The sequence below is a fragment of the Melghirimyces thermohalophilus genome (genome assembly GCF_900102685.1).
GTDB lineage: Bacteria > Bacillota > Bacilli > Thermoactinomycetales > DSM-45169 > Melghirimyces > Melghirimyces thermohalophilus.
Genome location: NZ_FMZA01000021.1, coordinates 39,165 through 58,513, shown reverse-complemented (window position 1 = coordinate 58,513; position 19,349 = coordinate 39,165). Strand labels below are relative to the sequence as shown.

Below are 19,349 nucleotides of genomic sequence, written 5' to 3'. Positions count from 1 at the left end.
TTGCGGAGCAAGTGATCTTCCGGAACTAATTCTTCAATACAGACAAACTCCAGCTCATTTTGTTTCTCTTTATTGGAACGTAACACACCCATCCCATTCTTCTTCAACCTAATAAACGGTGGGAAGCAGTGAAAAGGATTCCCCAAAAAAAATAGGCTGTCGAAACTTTCTCGACAGCCTGAAAAACCGCCCGTCAACGGGCGGTTTTTCCTTTTAGGCGGCAACGTCCCGTTTGTGGAAGACGAGCCAGGAGATGGCGTTAAAGAGAAGGAAATAAACGGCGAGCACGGTGACCGAGAAAGAGAGGGTCATCCCTTCCACCAAGGGACGGCCGGAGAAGTAGGGGGAAAGGTCCGTGTTGGCGAACAGGATGTATTTCACCCAATCGTACCCTAGAGCAGCCAGCATCATGACCACGTTGCTTCCTGTGAACATCAGAAAGAGGGCGAGCCCGATGGCGAGGGCGCTGCTGCGAAAGACGACGGAGATCATAAAGGCGAAGGTGGTCATCATCAACAGATCAACCCCCTTCAGCCCATAGAGGCCGATCACATGTAACAACATGCTCTGTTCATGTACCTGGCCTCCCTGAACGTACAGGTGAGGTGTCTCCCACCCTTCGTTCCCGAAGAGGATGAGCCCGGTGATAAAGGAAAAGGTGAAGGCCAACACGAGCAGGGTTAAGGCCAATCCGAAAGAGGACAGGTACTTAGCTAGCAAAATCTTGGCCCGGCTGGCGGGACGGATCAACAGCAGTTTAATGGTTCCTTGGGAAAATTCCCCGGCGACACTGGTCGCACTGACGATGATGGTAAACAGAGTGACCAGGGACATGAGAGCGGCGGTTTCACTCATCATCCCCCATAGATTGCCTGCTGCCGGGGGCATGTTATGGTCCAGGCGGTATTGGTTGATTTGGTAACGTTCCTCAACATTCGCGCGGGTCATTTGATTCAAATTCTCATTCTGCAAGGTTTTCTCGTCCTGCCGGTTCTGCTTTTCCAGTCCCGCACGCCAGTCTCCGGCAGCCCCTTCATGCTCCATTTGATATAGAAACCCGAAGGCGATCGAGACCAGCAGCAAGATTCCGATCATTACCCAGGTGCCGGGTCGTCGGTAGGTTTTGAGATGCTCATTTTGCATCAGTCGCACCATGTTAACCAAGTTGGCTCCCTCCCGTCAGTTGCAGGAATCGATCTTCCAGGGTGCGGGTCACCGGCTGGATGGTGTAAATCTGGATTTCCTGCTGCACCATCCAGGCGCTCAACTCCGGCACCTCTGATCGCTGGAGGGGAAGCTGGATGCGGTTGTCGATTATTTCTACCTCTCTATGGGGGAAGCGTTTTTGCAGCTGGGTCAGGGCCTGCAAGGAGGGGTGGACATCTAACAAAAAGGTCTGTTCCTCATCGGTATCGTCGACCAATTCCCGCACCTGTTTGACATCGATCAGCTTCCCTTGCTGGATCACCGCTACCCGATCACACATCAACTCTACTTCAGATAAGAGGTGACTGGACACTAGCACCGATAAATTTTCCTCCCGGGCCCAAGTTCGCAGCTGATTACGAAAATCCCGAATGCCTGCCGGATCCAAACCGTTGGTCGGTTCATCCAGGATCAGGAGGGAGGGGGAATGCAGCAGGGCCTGGGCCAATCCCAACCTCTGTCGCATACCCAGGGAATAAGTTTTCACCTTGTGATGGATCCGTTGTTCTAGCCCCACCCGTTGCACCACTTCATCGATCCGGTCTTTCGGTATGCTTCGGCTCATGCGCCAGTAGTGCAACAGGTTTTGGTAGCCGGTGAGAAAAGGGTAGAGTTCTGGATTTTCCACAATCGCCCCCACATGGGCGATCGCCTTTTCAAAGTGTTCCTCCAGGTCGATCCCTTGGATCAACACCTTGCCGCGAGTGATGGACATCAGCCCGACCAACATGCGGATGGTGGTCGTTTTCCCGGCGCCATTGGGGCCTAAGAAGCCGAACACTTCCCCCGGCTGTACCTGGAGGCTGAGGTCCTCCACAATCGTTTTTTTACCGATCTCCTTTGTCAGTTGGCGGATTTCAAGGACAGGTTGCTTTTCCATGGCGCCTTCCCCCTTTGGCTCAGCTTTCATTTCCCGCATAGGTTTGGGTCATCCACTCCGCCAGGCTGAGCCCTGTCTCTCCCCGGAGGGTGTCTACGTCCTCCACCTTGAGGAGATGTCCTTGGCGGATGGCGACGACGGTATCCAGCAGAGGTTCGATTTCATTGACTTCATGGGTGGTGATCACCACCGTTTGTTTCTCCAAATCTACAAAGGAGATCAGCCCTTTGATGATGGAGTCCCGTACCATCGGATCCAATCCGGATAAGGGTTCATCCATCAGGATGTAGGGGGCATTGCGGGCCAGTGTCACCATCAGTTTTACCCGCCCCCGGTTGCCTTTGGATAGGTTTTTCACCTTGGCGTCGGGATCCAACCCCATAAACGCCATGATTTCCCGGGCCCGTGCCCGGTCGAAATCGGGAAACTGGGAGGCGTGAAATTGCACCGTCTCCTCCACCGTGTGGAACGGATAAAAGGTTTCCAGCTCTGATAGGTATGCCACCTTGCTGGCGATGCGGCGGGTGACCGGTTCTCCGTCCACATGAACCTGACCGCTGGTGGGACGGGCCAGCCCGGTGATCAGTTTCAGCATCGTCGATTTGCCGCTGCCGTTTTCCCCCACGACGCCGATCACCTGATAAGGATGCAGCTCCAGATCCACCGCATCCAAAGCCGTGCGGGTCAGGTATCGTTTGCTCACCCCTTCAAAACGGATCAATCTTGATCACTCCCTTTATGTTTGTTTAGATACGTTTCCAGTCCTGTCAAGATCTCCTGAGAATGAAACCCCATTTCTTCCATGGCCTCCACGAAAGTGGCGATCTGTCTCTGACGGAGATCATCCCGAAGGGCGTTTAGACGGGCGGCATCTTCAGTGATAAAGGTTCCCTGGCCCCTTCTCGTTTCCACGATTCCCATCCTTTCCAATTCATTGTAGGTTCGTTGGACCGTATTGGGATTGACTTGGGAGAACATGGCCATTTCCCGTACAGATGGCAATTTTTCCCCGGGCTTCAACTCCCCCCGCAGGATTTGCCGCTGGATTCGGTCCGACAGTTGGAGGTAAATCGGGCTGGAGTGTTGAAAATTGGGCTTCATTTGCTACACCTCCGTTCGTTTTTCCAGCAGCCAGGACGAGGCCGTGAAACAGGCTCCCATCAGCAGCCCATCGCCCCCGATCGCCAGGGTCGACAGGGGTAAGGCCGCACCCTGTTCAAAGAGTTGCACCCAATCGGGCCACCCTCCCCAGCCGACAGGCAAGATCCACGACGAGACCGAGGGGACGAAAAGAATCAAGAGGAGCAGGGAGAGACCGAGGATCCAATCCTTCCCTTTTCCAAACGAAAAAACGGTTTGCAGAACGAATATCAGCATCAGGATCAAGCCGAAGCGGAGGGCGAACCAGGTCAGGTGGAGATAAGCGGTAAAGAACCGCTCCAACCCTGTCACCCAGCCGATCCCGTCCACGAGCAGACTGAAAGGGTAGAGACTGCTCAAGACAAAGGTGAGGGTGGCGGCCAGCAGGGCACACCATATCTTGGATAAAAGCAGTTGCCACGCCGGGCGCGGCACATGCAGCCACTGATGCAGTTGTTGTGCCTCTGCGGACAGGGTGAGGATCAGGTAGAGCCCGAAAAACAACAGATGAGAAAAGAGGAGGTACAGAGTCGCCAACAACTGTTCTTGTCCCTCCAGCAGCCAGGCGACGGAGAGATGGCCGCAGACGATGAACAAACTTCCTGTCCATAACCATGGTAGACCCAGCCGGAAATCTTTGCGAACCATCATCAGCCATCCGTACATGGACTACACCTCCATCCGTCGATCCAAAATCCGTCCGGACAGGAAGAAAAACAAGGCCAACAGCAGCATGTTGAGGAGCAGTTCGCCGGTGTAGAGGCCCGGTGCCGAAGGCTGTGACTCCGGGATCGAGTGGAATTGGGGCCATGTAGCTCCCCAGCGGAACAAGGTATCGTACAGAGCGGTCTTCATGATTTGGCTGAAGCCGTACAGGATCGCGATGAATCCGCCGGCGAGGGGTACCCACGTCCATTTTCCCCACCAGGTGTGTAACCAGCGGTAAATGGACCAAAGCAAGAGCAGAATAATCCCTAGATTGAGAGAATATCCGACGATTCCGATTAAGAAGGAACCGACATCCATCCACAAAGAAACGGGATCCAGCACGGAGTGGATCTGAAAAAAATCATGGGTGATCAGCACAAAGCTGGGGTATAACCCGCTCACCCCGAGGGAGAAAACCATCAGCGGAAAGCCGATGCCCGTTTTGGACAGGAGCAGCTGCCAGGCGGGATGGGGGTTGTGCAGCCATTGGTGCATCTGCTTTCCCTCGACCCTGAGGGTGATCATCAGATATAAGGGATAGTAAAAGAAGTGGGAAAACAGTGGGAACAAACTGAGTCCAAAGCGGGCGTTGGGGGAGTCCACTGTGAGTGTCACCCAGACATCAAATAGGAGAATCAGGGCCAAGCCGCCTAGAAACCAGGGAAGGATCAAGCGGGTATCCTTCCACAACAATCCGCGCCATGCGGTCACAGGACCGCCTCCTTTCCATTATTAGGTGTACCGGTGTACTAATGTATTCATACATTAACTGTACTAAGGAGATCATACACTCCGGCAACCTGGATGTCAAATGGTATTTTTCATTTTGTGTCCTTTGCTCGGGAAGTTTGTATGAGCGGGGATGGAATAAGGAAGGCTAGGGTCCCGAGGGGGGCTTCTAATGAACACGCTTTTTGAAGTGTTTTACCAGACGGTGTTCGCCTTTATCACCATCCTGGTGTTAACCCGGTTATTGGGGAAGCAACAGCTGTCGGAGATGACCTACTTTGAATACATCAACGGGATCACCTTTGGCTCGATTGCCGCCAATATGGCGACAGATCTGGAACCCAATCAAACCTGGCCTCACCTATTCGGTTTGGTCCTGTTCGGTTTGTTGACCCTAGGGATGTCATATATCACTTTAAATAGCCGCAGGGCTCAGCGATGGCTGGAGGGGGATCCCGTCTTGGTGATCTCTAACGGAAAGATTCTGGAGAACAATCTGCGCAAAAGCAGATACACCGTCGGCGAAGTTCTGAACATGTTGCGTACAAAGAATGTCTTCGACGTATCCAAGGTGCAGTATGCCGTGTTGGAAAACGACGGGGCGATCTCAGTGATGTTGAAACCAGAGCATGAGCCGCTCACTGCACAAAACTTTTTAAATACTTCCCAGTCTACCCCGAAGCTGCCCATGGAACTGGTGGTGGAAGGGCAGATCATCTATGACAATCTGCGCAAAACCGGAAAGACGGGGAAATGGCTGTTACAGGAGCTGCGCAAAAAAGCATCGGTGGGTTCGGTCAACCAGGTTTTTTACGCAGCACTGGAAAGTGATGGAACCCTTTATGTGGATAAATATCAGGATTAGATCTCACATCGATCGTATGGAATTCAAAGAAACGGAAACCATAGTCACAGAAAAGGAGGGATTTTGAATGAACCAATTACGCCAAATCATGACGCAAAGCGTAGCGTCCGTTTCTCCACAGGATAACGTCTATAAAGCGGCCAGCCTGATGAAACAGCACAACATCGGAGCGGTTCCGGTGGTGGAAAATGGACAGATCCGGGGGATGGTGACAGACCGCGATTTGGTATTGCGGGCTCTGGCCGACCAACAAAACGAAGCGGTGTCCGTCGGGGAAGTGATGAGCAACCAGGTGGTGAGCGGAAGTCCCGACATGACAGTGGGGGAAGCCTCCCAGCTGATGGCGCAAAATCAGATCCGTCGGTTGCCGGTTGTGGAGAACAACCAATTGGTCGGGATGGTCTCCCTGGGGGATTTGGCCGTCAGAAATACCCTTTCCAACGAGGCGGGCCAGGCCCTCAGCAACATTTCCAAACCCAGTTCTCCCCAGATGTAATGGAGTGTCGATGGAAAAACGGCCCTTCCCCTGCGAGGGACGGGCTTTTTCTATGAGTAGGTGGTTATTTGCTGTACATATTGAAAGTGGCCCTTCTTTTTACCGCCGCCATCACCGCCCTCCGGTTGATGGGAAAGTCCACCATGGCCCAGGTGACCCCCCACGATCTGATGGCGATTGTAGTGATCGCCGCTTTGGCGACCAACCCGATCTTGGAGACCGAACTGGATCGCACGCTGCTCGGCATTTTGGTGGTGACGGGCCTGCACATCGCCTTCGCCAAATTGACCCTCTACCGCCGCACCAATACCTGGATTTTGGGTGAGCCGACTATCCTGATCAAAAGGGGCAAAATGATTCGGGAAAATTTGGCTCGCTGTGAAATCTCGGTGTCGGAACTGATCTCTACCATCCGTTCCAAGGGATATCCGGATCTGCGCCAGGTGCAGTATGCCATTTTGGAACCTACCGGGGATATGAGCATTTTGCCGAGTCCGGAGCTAAACCCCGTCACCGTAAAGGATTTAAAATTGCCCGACAGCCGAGGCGGTATCGCCATTTCCCTGGTGGTGGACGGCCAAATCCAGCAGGGAAATCTGAAGCTGATCGGAAAGGATGAAGACTGGCTAAAACAAACCTTGCGACAGCAAGGATATCGGAATCTGCAAGAGATTCTTTACGCGGCCAAACAGAAGGGGGAAGAGCGGATCTATGTGGATACCGGAGATGGAAATCCGTAAATCCTAAAAATACCAGGACTTTCCGATGGCTGGTTGCATATAATGGGAACATATGTTCTATTTATTTCAGGGGAAGGACCATGAAGGAAGAGAAGGATTGGACGCAGGTATCTACTTTGGTGAAACAGGTGGTATTGCTGGAAGTTCTCCTGTTGGTGCTGGAAAGGGACCGGGATCGGATGCAGATAATCCCCGCCTTAAAAACAAGTAGAGCCCTGATTCGCTGGTTTGAGCGGACGATAGAGGGAATCCGCTTCGTCTTGGTAGCGCGACAAACCACGCTGAGTCAATGGGGCGGGCACATTGTGGATGTTGTACAGAGACAAGATTGTCGGGAAGTGAAGGTTTGGTACCAAGGCTACATCCGGACCATGCGCTATATGAACGGTTGGATCAAAAGCGAGTGTGAGGAGTGGCTGCTTCATTATTGGGAGGGTAAAAATACCAGTGACGAGATGCTGCTTGATGAACAGATTAAGAGAGGAAGGGAGGGATCAAGGTGAGACGTACCAGTATGATCACTTTGCTCTTGGGATTGATTGTCAGTTTGGCGGGAGCGTTGGTTTTATTTGGAAAGGAAAAGTGCATCAGTAACGTTCGCGATCGGCAGGCATGGGGATATGGTATCTGTGGGTTTGGATTGGCCCACGCGCTCCTGGGAGGAGTGGCTGCAGCCATCGGTCGCAAACGATAGATCGCTTCATGGAATCATTTAGAATCCTTTCGGTTGTCGATATCCGGTTTGATTAGAAGGGAAGTATTGGCCGGCTTCAGCTCATGCTTCCCTTTTTCCTGTGTGCTACACCTGCTTCTAGGGAATGGTGAGAAAAGGGTCCCGCTTACCCCACCTTTAAGGAAAAAGCTCAGCTCATGGCGGGGAAGTTTAACGCATCCTGGAAGAAAAGAACCGGGAACTGAAGCGAAAAGAGGCCTGGGAAAATTATTGGGTCGGTGGAACGATTATTATCGATATTTCCAGTCTAAAGAGAAAATTATCGTCGCAGTTGCAGGAAAAAGGTGGGGGTTTGAACAGGCCCGGTCTGAAGGAAGAGAAGAGGCATCGGAATCGCCGGAACTGGAGCAGCTTCGCCATTTCCTGAATCAAACCAGAGAGGCATTGCACGAGAAGGAAGAGATGATCGTCAATCTGCACCGCCGTTTGCGAGAACGGGAACAGATGACGCATCAAAAAGAAAGGAATGGAAAACCCAGGAGAAAAAGAGATCGCAGACAAGGAAAAAGAGTTGAAAGAACTGAAAAGGAAGAGAAGTAAAAAGAGATGGAGGGAAATGTGAGCCGAAAGATGGAGTCGAAAAGACAGGAGCGAGAGGAAGGATTTCAACAGCAAATTGAAGAACTAAATCGGCAGTTACCCGGAAAGAAGGAGTGATTGCGGTCAGCGAGCGGACGGGGGGTCCGCTTTTTTCCTGTTGACAGACCAAAAAGCGGTGAGGTGATGCTCTTGTTGCACGCAGTGACCCGTATTTCCGTGCGCATCGTTCAGCGGTACCTGCCGGATCCGTTTTTGTTCGCCATCTTGCTCACTTTTGTCGTATTCGGATTCGGATGGGCAGTGACTTCAGCGGGGCCTTTGGAGATGATTCGCTACTGGGGAGACGGTTTTTGGGGACTGTTGGAGTTTTCGATGCAGATGGTGCTGATCCTGGTGACAGGCCACGTATTGGCCCAGGCGCCGCCGGTGCGCCGGGTGTTGCTCTTGATTGCCGGCTCGGCCCGTACACCGGCTAAGGCGGTGATGCTGACTACCTTTATTTCCGCCCTTGCCAGTTGGATCAGTTGGGGATTTGGGCTGGTCGTCGGAGCCCTGGTGGCGCGGGAAGTCGCCCGAAAGGTGCAGGGAGTCGATTACCGGGTATTGGTTGCCGGAGCTTACGCCGGATTTATTGTGTGGCATGCCGGTATCTCCGGTTCCATCCCATTAAAAATCGCCACTGATAACTCCTTCGGCGTCACCGTACCGGCCTCGGAAACGATCTTTGCCTCCTTCAGCCTGATTCCGGCCCTGATTTTGATCTTCACATTTCCTTTGTTTATGGCTCGGTTACAACCGCGCAGGGAAGAGCGGGTGTTGGTGGATCCCGATGCGCTGGAAGAGAGCCGCCCGCTCCAACTGGCAGCCGAGGAGGTGGCGGCCACACCGGCGCAACGCCTCGAGCGGAGTCGATGGATCTCCATGAGTGTCGGCGGGATGGGTTTGGTTTATATCGCCACGTTTTTTTATCGGAACGGAGGGCAGTTGGATCTAAATATTGTCAATTTTTCCTTTTTAATTATGGGTCTGATGTTGCATCAAACCCCGCGAAGATACTTGTCGGCGCTGGCGGAGGCGATCCGAGAAGCGGGGGGAATCGTGATTCAATTCCCCTTCTATGCCGGGATCATGGGCATGATGAGCTTGTCCGGTCTCGGAAAAATCATTTCTGAGTGGTTGATTGCCTTCTCCAATGAAACCACCTTTCCTCTGTTCGCATTTCTGAGTGCCGGATTGTTGAATATTTTTGTCCCGTCCGGAGGTGGTCAGTGGGCGGTTCAGGGACCGATTATGTTGTCTGCGGGGCAAGCGCTGGGAGTGGATCCAGCGCGAACCGCCATGGCCGTTGCCTGGGGAGATGCTTGGACCAACTTGGTACAACCTTTTTGGGCCTTGCCCCTGTTGGCGATTGCTCGGCTTAATGCCAGGGATATTATGGGCTTTTGTCTGCTCGCCCTCTTTTACTCCGGTCTGGTGATCGGTTTCAGCTTGATGTTTTTATAAGCTGGATAACCGCCTTCGGCGGTTTTTTTTCTGTTTTTGGCACCCTGTTCTCCGGTATAAAAGCGCCTGTTGTGCTGAAATATAAGTTTGTGAACCGTTAGGTCAAAGGAGTGACCAGGCTTGACCAACAGTGATGGCCAAGGCCAAAACAACAAAGAGCAACAGATGTACAAAAAAATGGCGAAATCGTATCAACCGAAGCCCAATATATGGGTCAACTGCCTGAAAGCTTTTATCGTGGGCGGGCTGGTTTGTACCTTGGGGCAATTGCTCCAGCTGATGTTTATCAGCGGTTTTGGCGTGGAACCGAGCAGCGCCGGGGATATGACCTCGGCCACGTTGATTTTTATCGCCTGTCTCCTGACCGGGCTAGGTGTTTATGACAAAATCGGCCAGTGGGCGGGAGCCGGTACAGCCGTTCCCGTCACGGGGTTTGCCAACTCGATCGCGTCAGCGGCGCTGGAGCATAAGTCAGAAGGGTACGTGTTGGGAGTCGGCGGAAACATGTTTAAACTGGCCGGGTCGGTAATCGTATTTGGCGTGGTGGCGGCCTTTTTCATCGGTTTGATCCGGACGCTGCTCATGTACATCACCGGATAAGGGGGGATAAAGATGGCGGAAAAGCGGATCGGACAACGTTCCTGGGCCTTTGAGCGTGGTGTGGCGGTGTTGGGGGCCGCCGCCGTGGCCGGCCCCAAAGAAGGGAAAGGCCAATTAAAAGATATGTTGGATCAAGTTTATCCCGATTTATACTGCGGACAGGATACTTGGGAAAAGGCGGAGCGGAAAATGATGGAGGATGTCGTCAACCACGCCACAAAAAAAGCTGGGAAGAAGACGGATCAAATCGATATGTTTCTGGCAGGCGATCTCCTCAATCAAAATATCAGTGCCTCCTTTGCAGCTCGGACCCACCAGATCCCGTTGATGGGGATGTTCGGGGCCTGTTCTGCTTCCATGCTCACCCTGACCACCGGAGCGGTGCTGGTGGAAGGTGGATTTTGTGACACGGTGGTGTCGGCGGTTAGCAGTCATAACGCGACGGCGGAGCGCCAATACCGGTATCCGACAGAATATGGAGGGCAAAAGCCGGATACCGCCCAATGGACGGTAACCGGCGCCGGAGCGGGCCTGATCGGTTTAGGGGGAAAAGGCCCATTGATCCGATATGCCACTATAGGCAAAGTGGTGGATATGGGACTGAAAAACCCTTTCGACATGGGTTCGGCGATGGCCCCGGCGGCTGCGGAAACCATTCAAGCCCATTTTGAAGATACCGGGTTGGCGCCCGATGATTATGACTTGATCGTCACCGGGGATTTGGCCAAAGTAGGGCACCCGATCACCGCCGATCTATTGGCAGAGAAAGGGTATGATCTAGGAGAACGGTTTCAGGATTGTGGTTTGATGATCTTTCAGCCGGATCAGCAAGCCTTCGCTGGAGGCAGCGGCTGTGCCAGCAGCGCTATTGTAACCTACGGGCGAATCATCAAAGAGATGATGGACGGAAAACTGAACCGAGTGATGGTGGTGGCAACAGGGGCCTTGATGAATCCAGTCTCCTACCAACAAGGGGAATCGATCCCCTGTATCGCCCACGCGGTGACCTTGGAAGGAAGGGGGAACGGCTGAATGAACCCGATCACCTACCTGGCAATGGGTGATTCTTTAACCGAGGGGGTGGGTGCCGATGGGGCCGATACCCATTTTGTGGCTCAGCATTTCAATCACCTGAAATGTTCCCCCCGCTGTCGGCTGGTCAATATCGGGATCTCGGGACTCACCTCCGGAGAATTGCTGGATCTCGTCCAGACCCCGGCGATTCGAAAGTTAATCCCCAGGGTCTCCCACATCACAATCACCACCGGTGGATGTGACTTTATCGAATGGTTTGAAACGGGAGCATCTCTCGCCGGTCTTCGGGGAACGATGCGCAAGGTGCGTGATCGGGCCGATCGGATTTTGCAGACGGTGCGGGAGTTGAATCCGGAGGCCCCCATCCAACTGCTGGGCTTTTATGTTCCCTTGCCTGCTTACGAACTGGGATTTTTGTTTGCTTCCCGTGCCCTTCATTCCATGAATGTCCAATATGCCAAGATGTGCGGGAAATACCGGATTCAAATGGTCAACCCCTTTGACTCCTTTTTACACCGAAAGGATTATTTTGCCGATGAAGTACATCCCAATCAAAACGGCTACAACGTATTGGCCGGTCTGTTTCAGGAGAGTGCCATAGGAGCAGCGGCGAAGCGACAGACCAAAGAGCCGGGGGAGAACACAAAATCCGTGACCTCATAAGGAGGCGCGGGTTTTTTGTGGGAAAAAGGAAAAAAGGGTTTGACAATGGCTTGGCTCCCATGTTAGATTATCAACAATTAAATTTAGCACCCAAAAGCGTTGAAGAGGAAAAGTAAAAGGAGGATTCCCCGATCACAGAGAGCCGGTGGTGCTGGAAACCGGCATCGGGCCCGCCTTTGAAGTACGCCCTTGGAGCTGACGGTTGAAACCGATTGTCGGTGAACCCCGTTCCGGAGGACCCGCCGTTACCCGGGTGACACATGGAGGAGCCGTGTGTGCCTTGAGCGGGATCGTTACGGATCCAAAAAGGGTGGTACCGCGAGAAAATCTCGTCCCTTATCGGGCGGGATTTTTTATTTTCTCGAATTATGGGAGAGGAGGTTGTCAAATGATTATTGTGGTAGAGAAAAATGCGAGCCGGCAGCAGGTGGATCATATTGTGCGGTCCTTAGAAGAAAAAGGGGTGAGGGTCCACTATTCAGAGGGCGTGGATAAAACGATTCTCGGTTTGATCGGGGACAAACCAAAAATCAGTGAGCTGCCGGTGGAGCGTTATCCCGGCGTGGAAAAAGTGGTTCATGTGAGTGAACCCTTCAAATTGGCGAGTCGTTCCTTTCATCCGGAACCGAGTCGGATTCAGGTAGGAAATTTAGTGATCGGCGGTGAGGATCCCGTGGTGATCGCCGGTCCCTGTTCCGTGGAGAGCCGGGAACAGATCCTGGAGACGGCCCGGGCGGTTAAAGCAGCCGGTGCCGGGATGCTCCGGGGAGGCGCTTTTAAACCTCGTTCATCCCCGTATTCCTTCCAGGGGCTGGGAGAAGAAGGGCTGAAGCTGTTGGCTGAAGCCCGGGAAGAGACTGGGCTTGCCATCGTCACAGAGGTGATGGATCCCGAAAATTTGGAGCTGGTGGCGGAGTATGCTGACGTTCTCCAATTGGGCGCCCGCAATATGCAAAACTTCCACCTCCTGAAAAAAGTGGGGCGCACCAATAAACCGGTTCTTTTAAAAAGGGGGTTGTCGGCTACCATCGAGGAGTGGCTGATGTCCGCCGAGTACATCCTCAATGAAGGCAATCCTAACGTGATTTTGTGTGAACGGGGGATCCGCACCTTTGAAACCTACACCCGGAACACCCTCGACCTGTCCGCAGTACCCGTGGTGAAACATCTGAGCCACTTGCCGATTTTGGTGGATCCCAGTCACGGAACGGGGAAATGGCGTTATGTGGCACCGATGGCCCGAGCTGGATTGGCGGCGGGTGCCGATGGTTTGATTGTGGAAGTCCATCCCCAGCCGGAAGCGGCTTGGTCCGACGGACCCCAGTCCCTCACCTTGGAAAATTTTCAATCCATGATGGATGACTTGGAAAAAATGGGGATGCGCTCTGCAGAGGGATCGAAGGTGTAAGGTTCAGGGTGGCAAATGCCGGGCGTCTGCATAGGATATCTGCACAAAGGATTGGGGGTGAATGCTATGGACGAGTGGTTCCACCCGATGGTCCCCCGTTACAACCGTTATGTTCCTCAGACGCCCGGATACGGTTATCCACCAGAATCGCCATCGATGCATCCCGGCCCGCCGGGGATGCCTTCCGGATCCTACCAGTATCCTTTTCCCGCAAATCCGCAGGAAATGGCGCCTCCGTCCCCGGATGAACCGCTGTTTGGAGAGTTTAAAAATCCCTTCAAAGGGCTTTTCAAAAAACGACCCCGGGAATATCGTCTCTCTCAGCAGTTATATCGGGTGTTGGGACAACAGGTTCAAGTCTCCACCTTTACAGGGGTTTTAAACGGGAACATCGATGGTGTTTATCCAGATCACCTATTAATCTCCAAAGGCGACCAAAAGTACTATATCCGTTGGGATGCCGTCGTGTTCGTGGCGCCGGTGGAAGAAGAATAACCGATCAGACGGTTCGTCGTCTGGTCGGTTTTTTTGTCCAAATCTCGTAAACTTCCGATACCCGTACAAGCATCGAAGCGGCCGCCTCATACCTTGGAGTACGAGGTGATCACATATGCATGGAAGAGACCATCCTCGCTACACCATTCTCGCCCGGAATCGCTCTGTAGTAAACCGAATTCGCCGATCCGGCGGCCAAGTGGATTATGTCAGCCTTCACAGCGGCTTGATTTCTGCTCGCATCCCTCGGAGTCAAGCCAAAAAGATGCTGCGGGGACGGGATGTGCTCCTGGCCGAAGAAGACCAGGGGGTTACCATTCCGAAGCCAAAATTGAGCCGGGTGCTGACCAAAAGGGAGTATCAGCAGTCGGTAAAGAAAGCCCAACAAACCCTGACTTGGAATGTTCGCCGTGTTTGGCGGGGTGCTCCCGCCCCCGATGCAGGACGGGGGATCCGGGTCGGGGTGGTTGATTCAGGGATCGATCTCAGCCACCCGGACTTGGTCCGCAACATTCGTGGTGGAGTCAATTTCGTCCATCCAGGTCGTCCTCCCCGGGATGATAACGGTCACGGCACCCATGTGGCCGGTATTATCGCCGCGCGCAGCAACGGGATCGGCGTGGTAGGAGTCGCTCCTTCAGCCAGTCTATACGCAATCAAAGTGTTAAATGCCCAAGGATCCGGCAGTATCACTGATCTGATTCGGGGAATCGACTGGGGCATCGACAACCGGATGCATATTCTCAATCTCAGCCTATCCGCAGGAGGTTCCGCCCCCGCCGCTCTGGTTCACGCGGTGAATACGGCGGTCCGCCGGGGAATTCTGGTGGTGGCCGCGGCGGGCAACAGCGGTAACGACGAGGGAAATGGAAACCATGTAGAGGTACCCGCCCGGATCGCCTCTACCCTCGCTGTCGCTGCCACCAATCGCCAAAACCGTCGGGCCTCATTTTCAGCAACAGGTCCTGCTCTCGATTTGTCAGCCCCGGGGGTCGACATTTTGAGCACTTATCCGGTCAATCGTTACGCTGTCTTCAGCGGGACATCGATGGCTTGCCCCCATGTGTCCGGTGTCGCGGCCCGTTTCAAACAAGGGGGACGATCGACAGCCGCCGTGCGCCGTCTCTTGTTCCAGCGGGCGATCCCGCTCGGTGCCAGGAGATGGTATGGAGCGGGACTGGTACAGGTGTGAAGGTGAAGGAGGAACGTAAAAAAACCCCCGGGGATCGGGGGTTTTATTTAGTCGGTAGCTTCCTTTTCCTCAGGAGGCACCTTGGTGACCAACAACCGCCCGACGCTGTATTGATCGGTTTCCTGAACTTTAAATATGAAGTCCTGATAGGTCACTTCGTCACCCACCTCTGGGACTTCGTTTAGCTGGGAGAAAACCCAACCGCCGATCGTATCGTTGTCAGGATCATCGATGTCAGTATGGAAGTACTCATTCACTTCCTCGATCAGGAGGCGGGCGTCGATGGAGGTCGCCGTACCATTCTTCTGAAAGAATGGACGCTCATCGTCAAATTCATCCTGAATCTCGCCGAAGATCTCTTCGATGATATCTTCCGTGGTAACCAAGCCCGCTGTCCCGCCATACTCGTCGACGACAATCGCCATCTCCGAGCGGTTTTTTTGCAGGATGCGCAGGACGTCTTTGACCTCCATCGTCTCCGGCACCCGGATGACCGGTTGGGTCAGGGCGGTCAAATCGAGCTCTTCCTTGGTGAGCAGTACTTCATAAACGTGGCGGATATGGACGATGCCGATGATGTCGTCTTTATCTTCCCGACAGAGGGGAAAGCGAGTGTGACGGCTTTTCCGCAGAGCATTCAGATTTTCTTCCACTGGATCCTCTGTGTACAGACAAATCATATCGACCCGGGGTACCATCACTTCCCGTGCGACACGGTCGGTAAACTCGAAGACGTTATCAAAAAGGGAGAGTTCGGTCTGATCGATGTGGCCGCTTTTGTGACTCTGGGCCACCATCATCCGGATCTCTTCCTCGGTATGTGCCTGCTGATGTTCGGTGAGCTCTTCATCGACCCCGACCCAACTCAAGATCTTGTTTGCTGCCGTGTTCAGGGTCCAGATGAAGGGATAAAACAGCTTGTAAAACCAGTTGAGAGGCGTTGCCGTCCAAAGCGTGGTCCCTTCGGCGCGGCGGATGGCGAGAGACTTGGGGGCCATCTCTCCCAGGACGATGTGAAGAAAGGTGATGATCGCGAACGCGACTCCAAAACCCAGCGTGTGGACCAGCCATTCCGGGATGGCGAAAGGAAGCAAACCGAGGAGCGGTTCCACGATCAATTTGGCGACCGCCGGCTCCCCGATCCAACCCAACCCCAGCGAGGCCAAGGTGATGCCCAGTTGGGTGGCTGAAAGATAGGCGTCCATTTTTCGGATCACTTTGTCAGCTACCATGGCACGGCGATTTCCCTCAGCGGAGAGCTGGGCGATCCGGGTGGCGCGCACTTTGACAATGGCAAATTCCGAGGCGACGAAAAACCCGTTGAGGAAGACAAGTATAAAAACCAGGAAAAGATTCCAGAGGATCAGGAAAAAACTTTCCACTCCAGCGACGACCTCCTGCGATGAGTATGGTTTCTATAGTGTTTGCAAGGTTAATATATACATTACCAAAAATCGGTTTCCCTTCATAGCTCATGGGGAGAAGGTCGAGAGACTGTCACAAAAAAGCCCGGTGTAACCGGGCGTTAGACTAGAGCAGGTAGTGAAGAAACAGCGTGGCGAAGCCGAAGTAGATTAACAGAGAAAAGACGTCGTTGATAGTGGTGATCAAGGGGCCGGAGGCGACGGTGGGGTCCACTTTCAACAGGTTGAGCAATAGCGGGATCAGCGTGCCGCCGATGGTGCCCAGCAGCAGGGTAAACCACATGGATACCCCCACCACCAATCCCAGAGAGAGTTTCCCGTAAAGCAGGGTGACCATGAAGAAGATGAGGACACTGCAAACCGTGCCGATCATGACTCCGGTGATGCCTTCCTGTCTCAGGATGTGCAAATACTTGTCACGGGTTAACTGCCCGGAGCTGAGTCCCCGAATGACCAAGGCCAGGGATTGGGTGCCGGTGTTACCGGTCATCCCGGCGACCATCGGCATAAAATAAGCGAGGGCGGCCACCCGATTGATGGTGTTTTCAAAGGTGCTGAGCATGGTGGCGGTCAGCATTCCGATAAAGAGAAGCAAAACCAGCCAGGGGATCCGGCGTCGGGCAGAGGAAAACGGATGGGTCAGCACGTCCATTTCCGTCTGCCCGACGGCGGAAAGTTTGGAGATGTCCTCTTGAGCCTCTTCGATCAGGACATCGACCACATCATCGATGGTGATAATCCCGAGAAGGCGATTTTCACCGTCAACCACGGGGATGGCCAGAAAATCGTACCGCTGCATCAATTGAGCCACTTCTTCTTGATCCATTTCCGCGGGCACGGAGATAATGCGTTCGTACATCACCTCGGTGATCGGTTTGGACGGGGAAGCGATCAAGAGCTCCCGCAGGGAAATAACGCCGACCAGCCGGTCATCTGCATCGATCACGTAAATATAATAAATGGTTTCTGCCGTCGGGGCTTCCCTTCGCAGGTACTGGATCACTTCTTCCACGGTGTAGTATTCGTATACGGCAACATACTCGGGGGTCATTTTCCCACCGGCGGTATCTTCAGGATAATGGAGCAGGGCCCGTACTTTGTCCGCTTCATCCCGTTCCATCGATCGAAGCAGCAACCGAACAATGCTTTCGTCCAGTTCACCCATCAAATCCGCCACTTTGTCGGAGGGCATCCGGTTCAGGATGGCGGAGGTGCGCTCCGGTCCGAGGGTGGACAAGATTTCCTGTTGTTCTTCCGACTCCACTTCTTCCAGCAGCAGGGCAATCTCCGCCGGCTTAAGCATCCGGACGAACTGGGAGCGGTAGACGGTGGGCAGACGAAAAAAAACTTGCCCCAGGTCATAAGGCTGAAGTTCCTCAACCAGAGGGCGCAAAAACCGTTGTTCTCTCTTTTGCAGGGCGACTTTGATTGAATCGAGATCGATCTCACGCTTCCGTTCTTCATTTTCCGGCATGCGTCCTACCTCCTCTCCACTTGGTTTGAAAATCTACATCATCATATCAAACCGTTCCCGGTTTGGAAACGGCATCGCGACTGAAAGGACATAGGACGAGGAGTGGGACCGTATATATCCTATGATAGGCCTTGCAACTACCTCAAGACCTCAAGGAGGGATTTAATGTCCTTTCGTCACCCTCATCCCTATGCGGCCAGAGGTTACCCAGTGCCGGATCATCCGGTACATCCCGGCGGGAATCGGCTTCCTTATCCATACCCCATGTTTCCCATGGGCTACGTATCCTATCAGGACCCACGAATGGCGCCGCCGTATATGTCCCAGTGGCCTCCTTATCCGCCGGCTCCCGGAAGGGGGCCTCTTCCGCCGCCGGCCCCTTATCCGGTCAGGCCGCCAATGGGAATGCCCGGGTCACCTCCACCATTGTGGGATTCTCCCGAATCACCGGAATCCCCTTGGCTGGATGGCGTGGAATAAACAGGTCGGTCATTAGTATAGGCGGAGAGACGACTCCTCTTTCAAAAAACATGCCCGCCAGTGATGTACACCCCTGAAAATAGACACAGGTTAAGGGGTGTTTTTTGTGGTGTAAACGAACAGGAGTCGATGATACTGGAGGGTAACTGAGCATGATGTAGCCAAAAAAAGGGATGATGCTCTCACATCCAGGTGGTTGCGGTACATCAATCCGATTTTTTCTCAAGTGTATAAAAAATGGAGGCTCGTCCATAAAGGGGAGGGATTTTTTTCATATGCAGCGGCGGTCGGGTAGCGAGGAGGAACGCGGGTACACTAATGATACCATCCATCAAGGAGGAAGATATATGCGCATACCCGAAATTGGATCGCCGCGACGGGAGCCGGAAATTACGACGCCTCGGGAGCCGATTACGACTTCCCCGGAACAGCCGGATCGGGGCAAGCCCCCAGAGCGGCGGGACCCTAAACCGGGAAGAAAAGATCAGGCCTTGTAACGTTTTTGGATTATCCATGAAAAAGCCCTGCGCACCAAGCACAGGGCTTTTTCCTTCGGGTCAGGGGGATTCCTTCAACCGGTAACGGTATTGGACTTCCTCATCAGGTGTTTCAAGGGAGATGACAGTAGTCGGTTGTGTGATCACCTGTGTGTTGAAGCTGCCTTTGGGAGGGGGGGATTCTTCGGCGATCACCTGGATGGTATCCCCTTTCCGTACCACTTTTTCCACCTGGATGGCATAACCTCCGGTCGGTCGCTGACCGAGGGAAAGAATTAAATAGGTACGGTCGCCGGAGCGAACTTCCCGATGAGACAACTTTTCGCTGTCCGCAGCCATCACTTCGGACCGTATCTTTTTCACAGCCTCAGGAAGTTTTTCCGCCGATTCCTCTTGGAAGGAGAGGGACGCGCCATCACCGTCCGGTTCTCTGGCCTTGGCATCATCCGATGCGAAAAAAGGAGTGCAGCCACCGGCTCCGATCAACGCGACGATCATCATCATGAGAAGGGCCACCTTCCAGTTATGCATTTCAGTGCCT

General features: G+C 53.5%; 23 protein-coding genes and 1 other annotated feature. Of the genes, 14 read left to right on the top strand and 9 right to left on the bottom strand.

The features are described 5' to 3' along the window. Positions 1-213: 213 nt before the first annotated feature. Genes BLP91_RS14215 through BLP91_RS14190 form a run of 6 tightly spaced genes read right to left on the bottom strand, consistent with a single transcriptional unit; the run spans position 214 to position 4,645 of the window. A complete protein-coding gene (locus BLP91_RS14215; protein WP_245662283.1) occupies positions 214-1,155 on the bottom strand; it encodes an ABC transporter permease in 942 nt (313 codons plus the stop codon). A gap of 1 nt (position 1,156) precedes the next feature. Then, positions 1,157-2,086, bottom strand: a complete 930-nt coding sequence (locus BLP91_RS14210; RefSeq protein WP_091572508.1) for an ABC transporter ATP-binding protein — start codon at positions 2,084-2,086, stop codon at positions 1,157-1,159. Between the two features lie 19 nt (positions 2,087-2,105). Beyond that, positions 2,106-2,807 (bottom strand): ABC transporter ATP-binding protein, encoded by a 702-nt coding sequence (locus BLP91_RS14205; RefSeq protein WP_091572491.1) that lies wholly within the window; start codon positions 2,805-2,807, stop codon positions 2,106-2,108. Further along, positions 2,804-3,187 (bottom strand): GntR family transcriptional regulator, encoded by a 384-nt coding sequence (locus BLP91_RS14200; RefSeq protein ID WP_091572488.1) that lies wholly within the window; start codon positions 3,185-3,187, stop codon positions 2,804-2,806. Before BLP91_RS14200 ends, BLP91_RS14205 begins: the two co-directional genes overlap by 4 nt. A gap of 3 nt (positions 3,188-3,190) precedes the next feature. Continuing rightward, the gene (locus BLP91_RS14195; protein ID WP_091572485.1) at positions 3,191-3,892 is read right to left on the bottom strand and encodes a hypothetical protein; all 702 of its coding nucleotides are present in this window, start codon (positions 3,890-3,892) and stop codon (positions 3,191-3,193) included. Positions 3,893-3,895: 3 nt separating this feature from the next. Further along, positions 3,896-4,645 carry a hypothetical protein gene (locus BLP91_RS14190; RefSeq protein ID WP_091572483.1) on the bottom strand — a complete coding sequence of 250 codons (750 nt, stop codon included), beginning with the start codon at positions 4,643-4,645 and terminating at the stop codon, positions 3,896-3,898. A gap of 190 nt (positions 4,646-4,835) precedes the next feature. Between BLP91_RS14190 and BLP91_RS14185 the strand changes: the two genes are divergently transcribed. From BLP91_RS14185 to BLP91_RS14125, 13 genes are all read left to right on the top strand, one after another. After that, the gene (locus BLP91_RS14185; protein ID WP_091572480.1) at positions 4,836-5,528 is read left to right on the top strand and encodes a DUF421 domain-containing protein; all 693 of its coding nucleotides are present in this window, start codon (positions 4,836-4,838) and stop codon (positions 5,526-5,528) included. 67 nt (positions 5,529-5,595) lie between these two features. Further along, positions 5,596-6,024 (top strand): CBS domain-containing protein, encoded by a 429-nt coding sequence (locus BLP91_RS14180; RefSeq protein WP_091572477.1) that lies wholly within the window; start codon positions 5,596-5,598, stop codon positions 6,022-6,024. Positions 6,025-6,092: 68 nt separating this feature from the next. Continuing rightward, complete coding sequence (locus BLP91_RS14175) at positions 6,093-6,764, top strand: DUF421 domain-containing protein (RefSeq protein ID WP_091572475.1); 672 nt, start codon at positions 6,093-6,095, stop codon at positions 6,762-6,764. A gap of 80 nt (positions 6,765-6,844) precedes the next feature. Beyond that, positions 6,845-7,267 (top strand): YhjD family protein, encoded by a 423-nt coding sequence (locus BLP91_RS14170; protein ID WP_091572472.1) that lies wholly within the window; start codon positions 6,845-6,847, stop codon positions 7,265-7,267. 11 nt (positions 7,268-7,278) lie between these two features. After that, positions 7,279-7,458: an asparagine synthase gene (locus BLP91_RS14165; protein ID WP_425412234.1), complete on the top strand. Its 180-nt coding sequence runs from the start codon at positions 7,279-7,281 to the stop codon at positions 7,456-7,458. A 249-nt stretch (positions 7,459-7,707) separates the two neighbouring features. After that, entirely contained in the window at positions 7,708-8,037 is a 330-nt protein-coding gene (locus tag BLP91_RS14160) for a hypothetical protein (protein ID WP_091572467.1), read from the top strand. A gap of 192 nt (positions 8,038-8,229) precedes the next feature. Beyond that, positions 8,230-9,540, top strand: coding sequence for a short-chain fatty acid transporter (locus BLP91_RS14155; RefSeq protein WP_091572505.1), 1,311 nt, complete (start codon positions 8,230-8,232; stop codon positions 9,538-9,540). Positions 9,541-9,705: 165 nt separating this feature from the next. Next, positions 9,706-10,140 (top strand): stage V sporulation protein AC, encoded by a 435-nt coding sequence (spoVAC, locus tag BLP91_RS14150; protein ID WP_091572503.1) that lies wholly within the window; start codon positions 9,706-9,708, stop codon positions 10,138-10,140. Positions 10,141-10,152: 12 nt separating this feature from the next. Then, on the top strand, positions 10,153-11,172 hold the full coding sequence (gene spoVAD / locus BLP91_RS14145; protein ID WP_091572465.1) for a stage V sporulation protein AD: 1,020 nt from the start codon (positions 10,153-10,155) through the stop codon (positions 11,170-11,172). Further along, positions 11,173-11,838 carry a GDSL-type esterase/lipase family protein gene (locus BLP91_RS14140; RefSeq protein ID WP_091572462.1) on the top strand — a complete coding sequence of 222 codons (666 nt, stop codon included), beginning with the start codon at positions 11,173-11,175 and terminating at the stop codon, positions 11,836-11,838. A gap of 90 nt (positions 11,839-11,928) precedes the next feature. Beyond that, positions 11,929-12,178: a binding site (T-box leader), on the top strand. Between the two features lie 48 nt (positions 12,179-12,226). Next, a complete protein-coding gene (aroF, locus tag BLP91_RS14135) occupies positions 12,227-13,246 on the top strand; it encodes a 3-deoxy-7-phosphoheptulonate synthase (protein ID WP_091572460.1) in 1,020 nt (339 codons plus the stop codon). Between the two features lie 66 nt (positions 13,247-13,312). Next, a complete protein-coding gene (locus tag BLP91_RS14130) occupies positions 13,313-13,741 on the top strand; it encodes a DUF2642 domain-containing protein (RefSeq protein WP_176758000.1) in 429 nt (142 codons plus the stop codon). Between the two features lie 115 nt (positions 13,742-13,856). Continuing rightward, positions 13,857-14,933, top strand: a complete 1,077-nt coding sequence (locus BLP91_RS14125) for a S8 family peptidase (RefSeq protein ID WP_091572454.1) — start codon at positions 13,857-13,859, stop codon at positions 14,931-14,933. Positions 14,934-14,980: 47 nt separating this feature from the next. Here BLP91_RS14125 and BLP91_RS14120 read toward each other — a convergent pair whose 3' ends face one another. Then, complete coding sequence (locus BLP91_RS14120) at positions 14,981-16,315, bottom strand: hemolysin family protein (RefSeq protein WP_091572452.1); 1,335 nt, start codon at positions 16,313-16,315, stop codon at positions 14,981-14,983. Positions 16,316-16,463: 148 nt separating this feature from the next. Then, positions 16,464-17,831 carry a magnesium transporter gene (gene mgtE, locus BLP91_RS14115; protein WP_091572449.1) on the bottom strand — a complete coding sequence of 456 codons (1,368 nt, stop codon included), beginning with the start codon at positions 17,829-17,831 and terminating at the stop codon, positions 16,464-16,466. Positions 17,832-18,658: 827 nt separating this feature from the next. On the opposite strand from mgtE, the gene BLP91_RS16810 reads away from it, so the two are divergent. Next, positions 18,659-18,808 carry a hypothetical protein gene (locus BLP91_RS16810; RefSeq protein ID WP_176757999.1) on the top strand — a complete coding sequence of 50 codons (150 nt, stop codon included), beginning with the start codon at positions 18,659-18,661 and terminating at the stop codon, positions 18,806-18,808. Between the two features lie 60 nt (positions 18,809-18,868). Here BLP91_RS16810 and BLP91_RS14110 read toward each other — a convergent pair whose 3' ends face one another. Continuing rightward, the gene (locus BLP91_RS14110) at positions 18,869-19,339 is read right to left on the bottom strand and encodes a protease complex subunit PrcB family protein (protein ID WP_091572446.1); all 471 of its coding nucleotides are present in this window, start codon (positions 19,337-19,339) and stop codon (positions 18,869-18,871) included. Positions 19,340-19,349 lie beyond the last annotated feature (10 nt).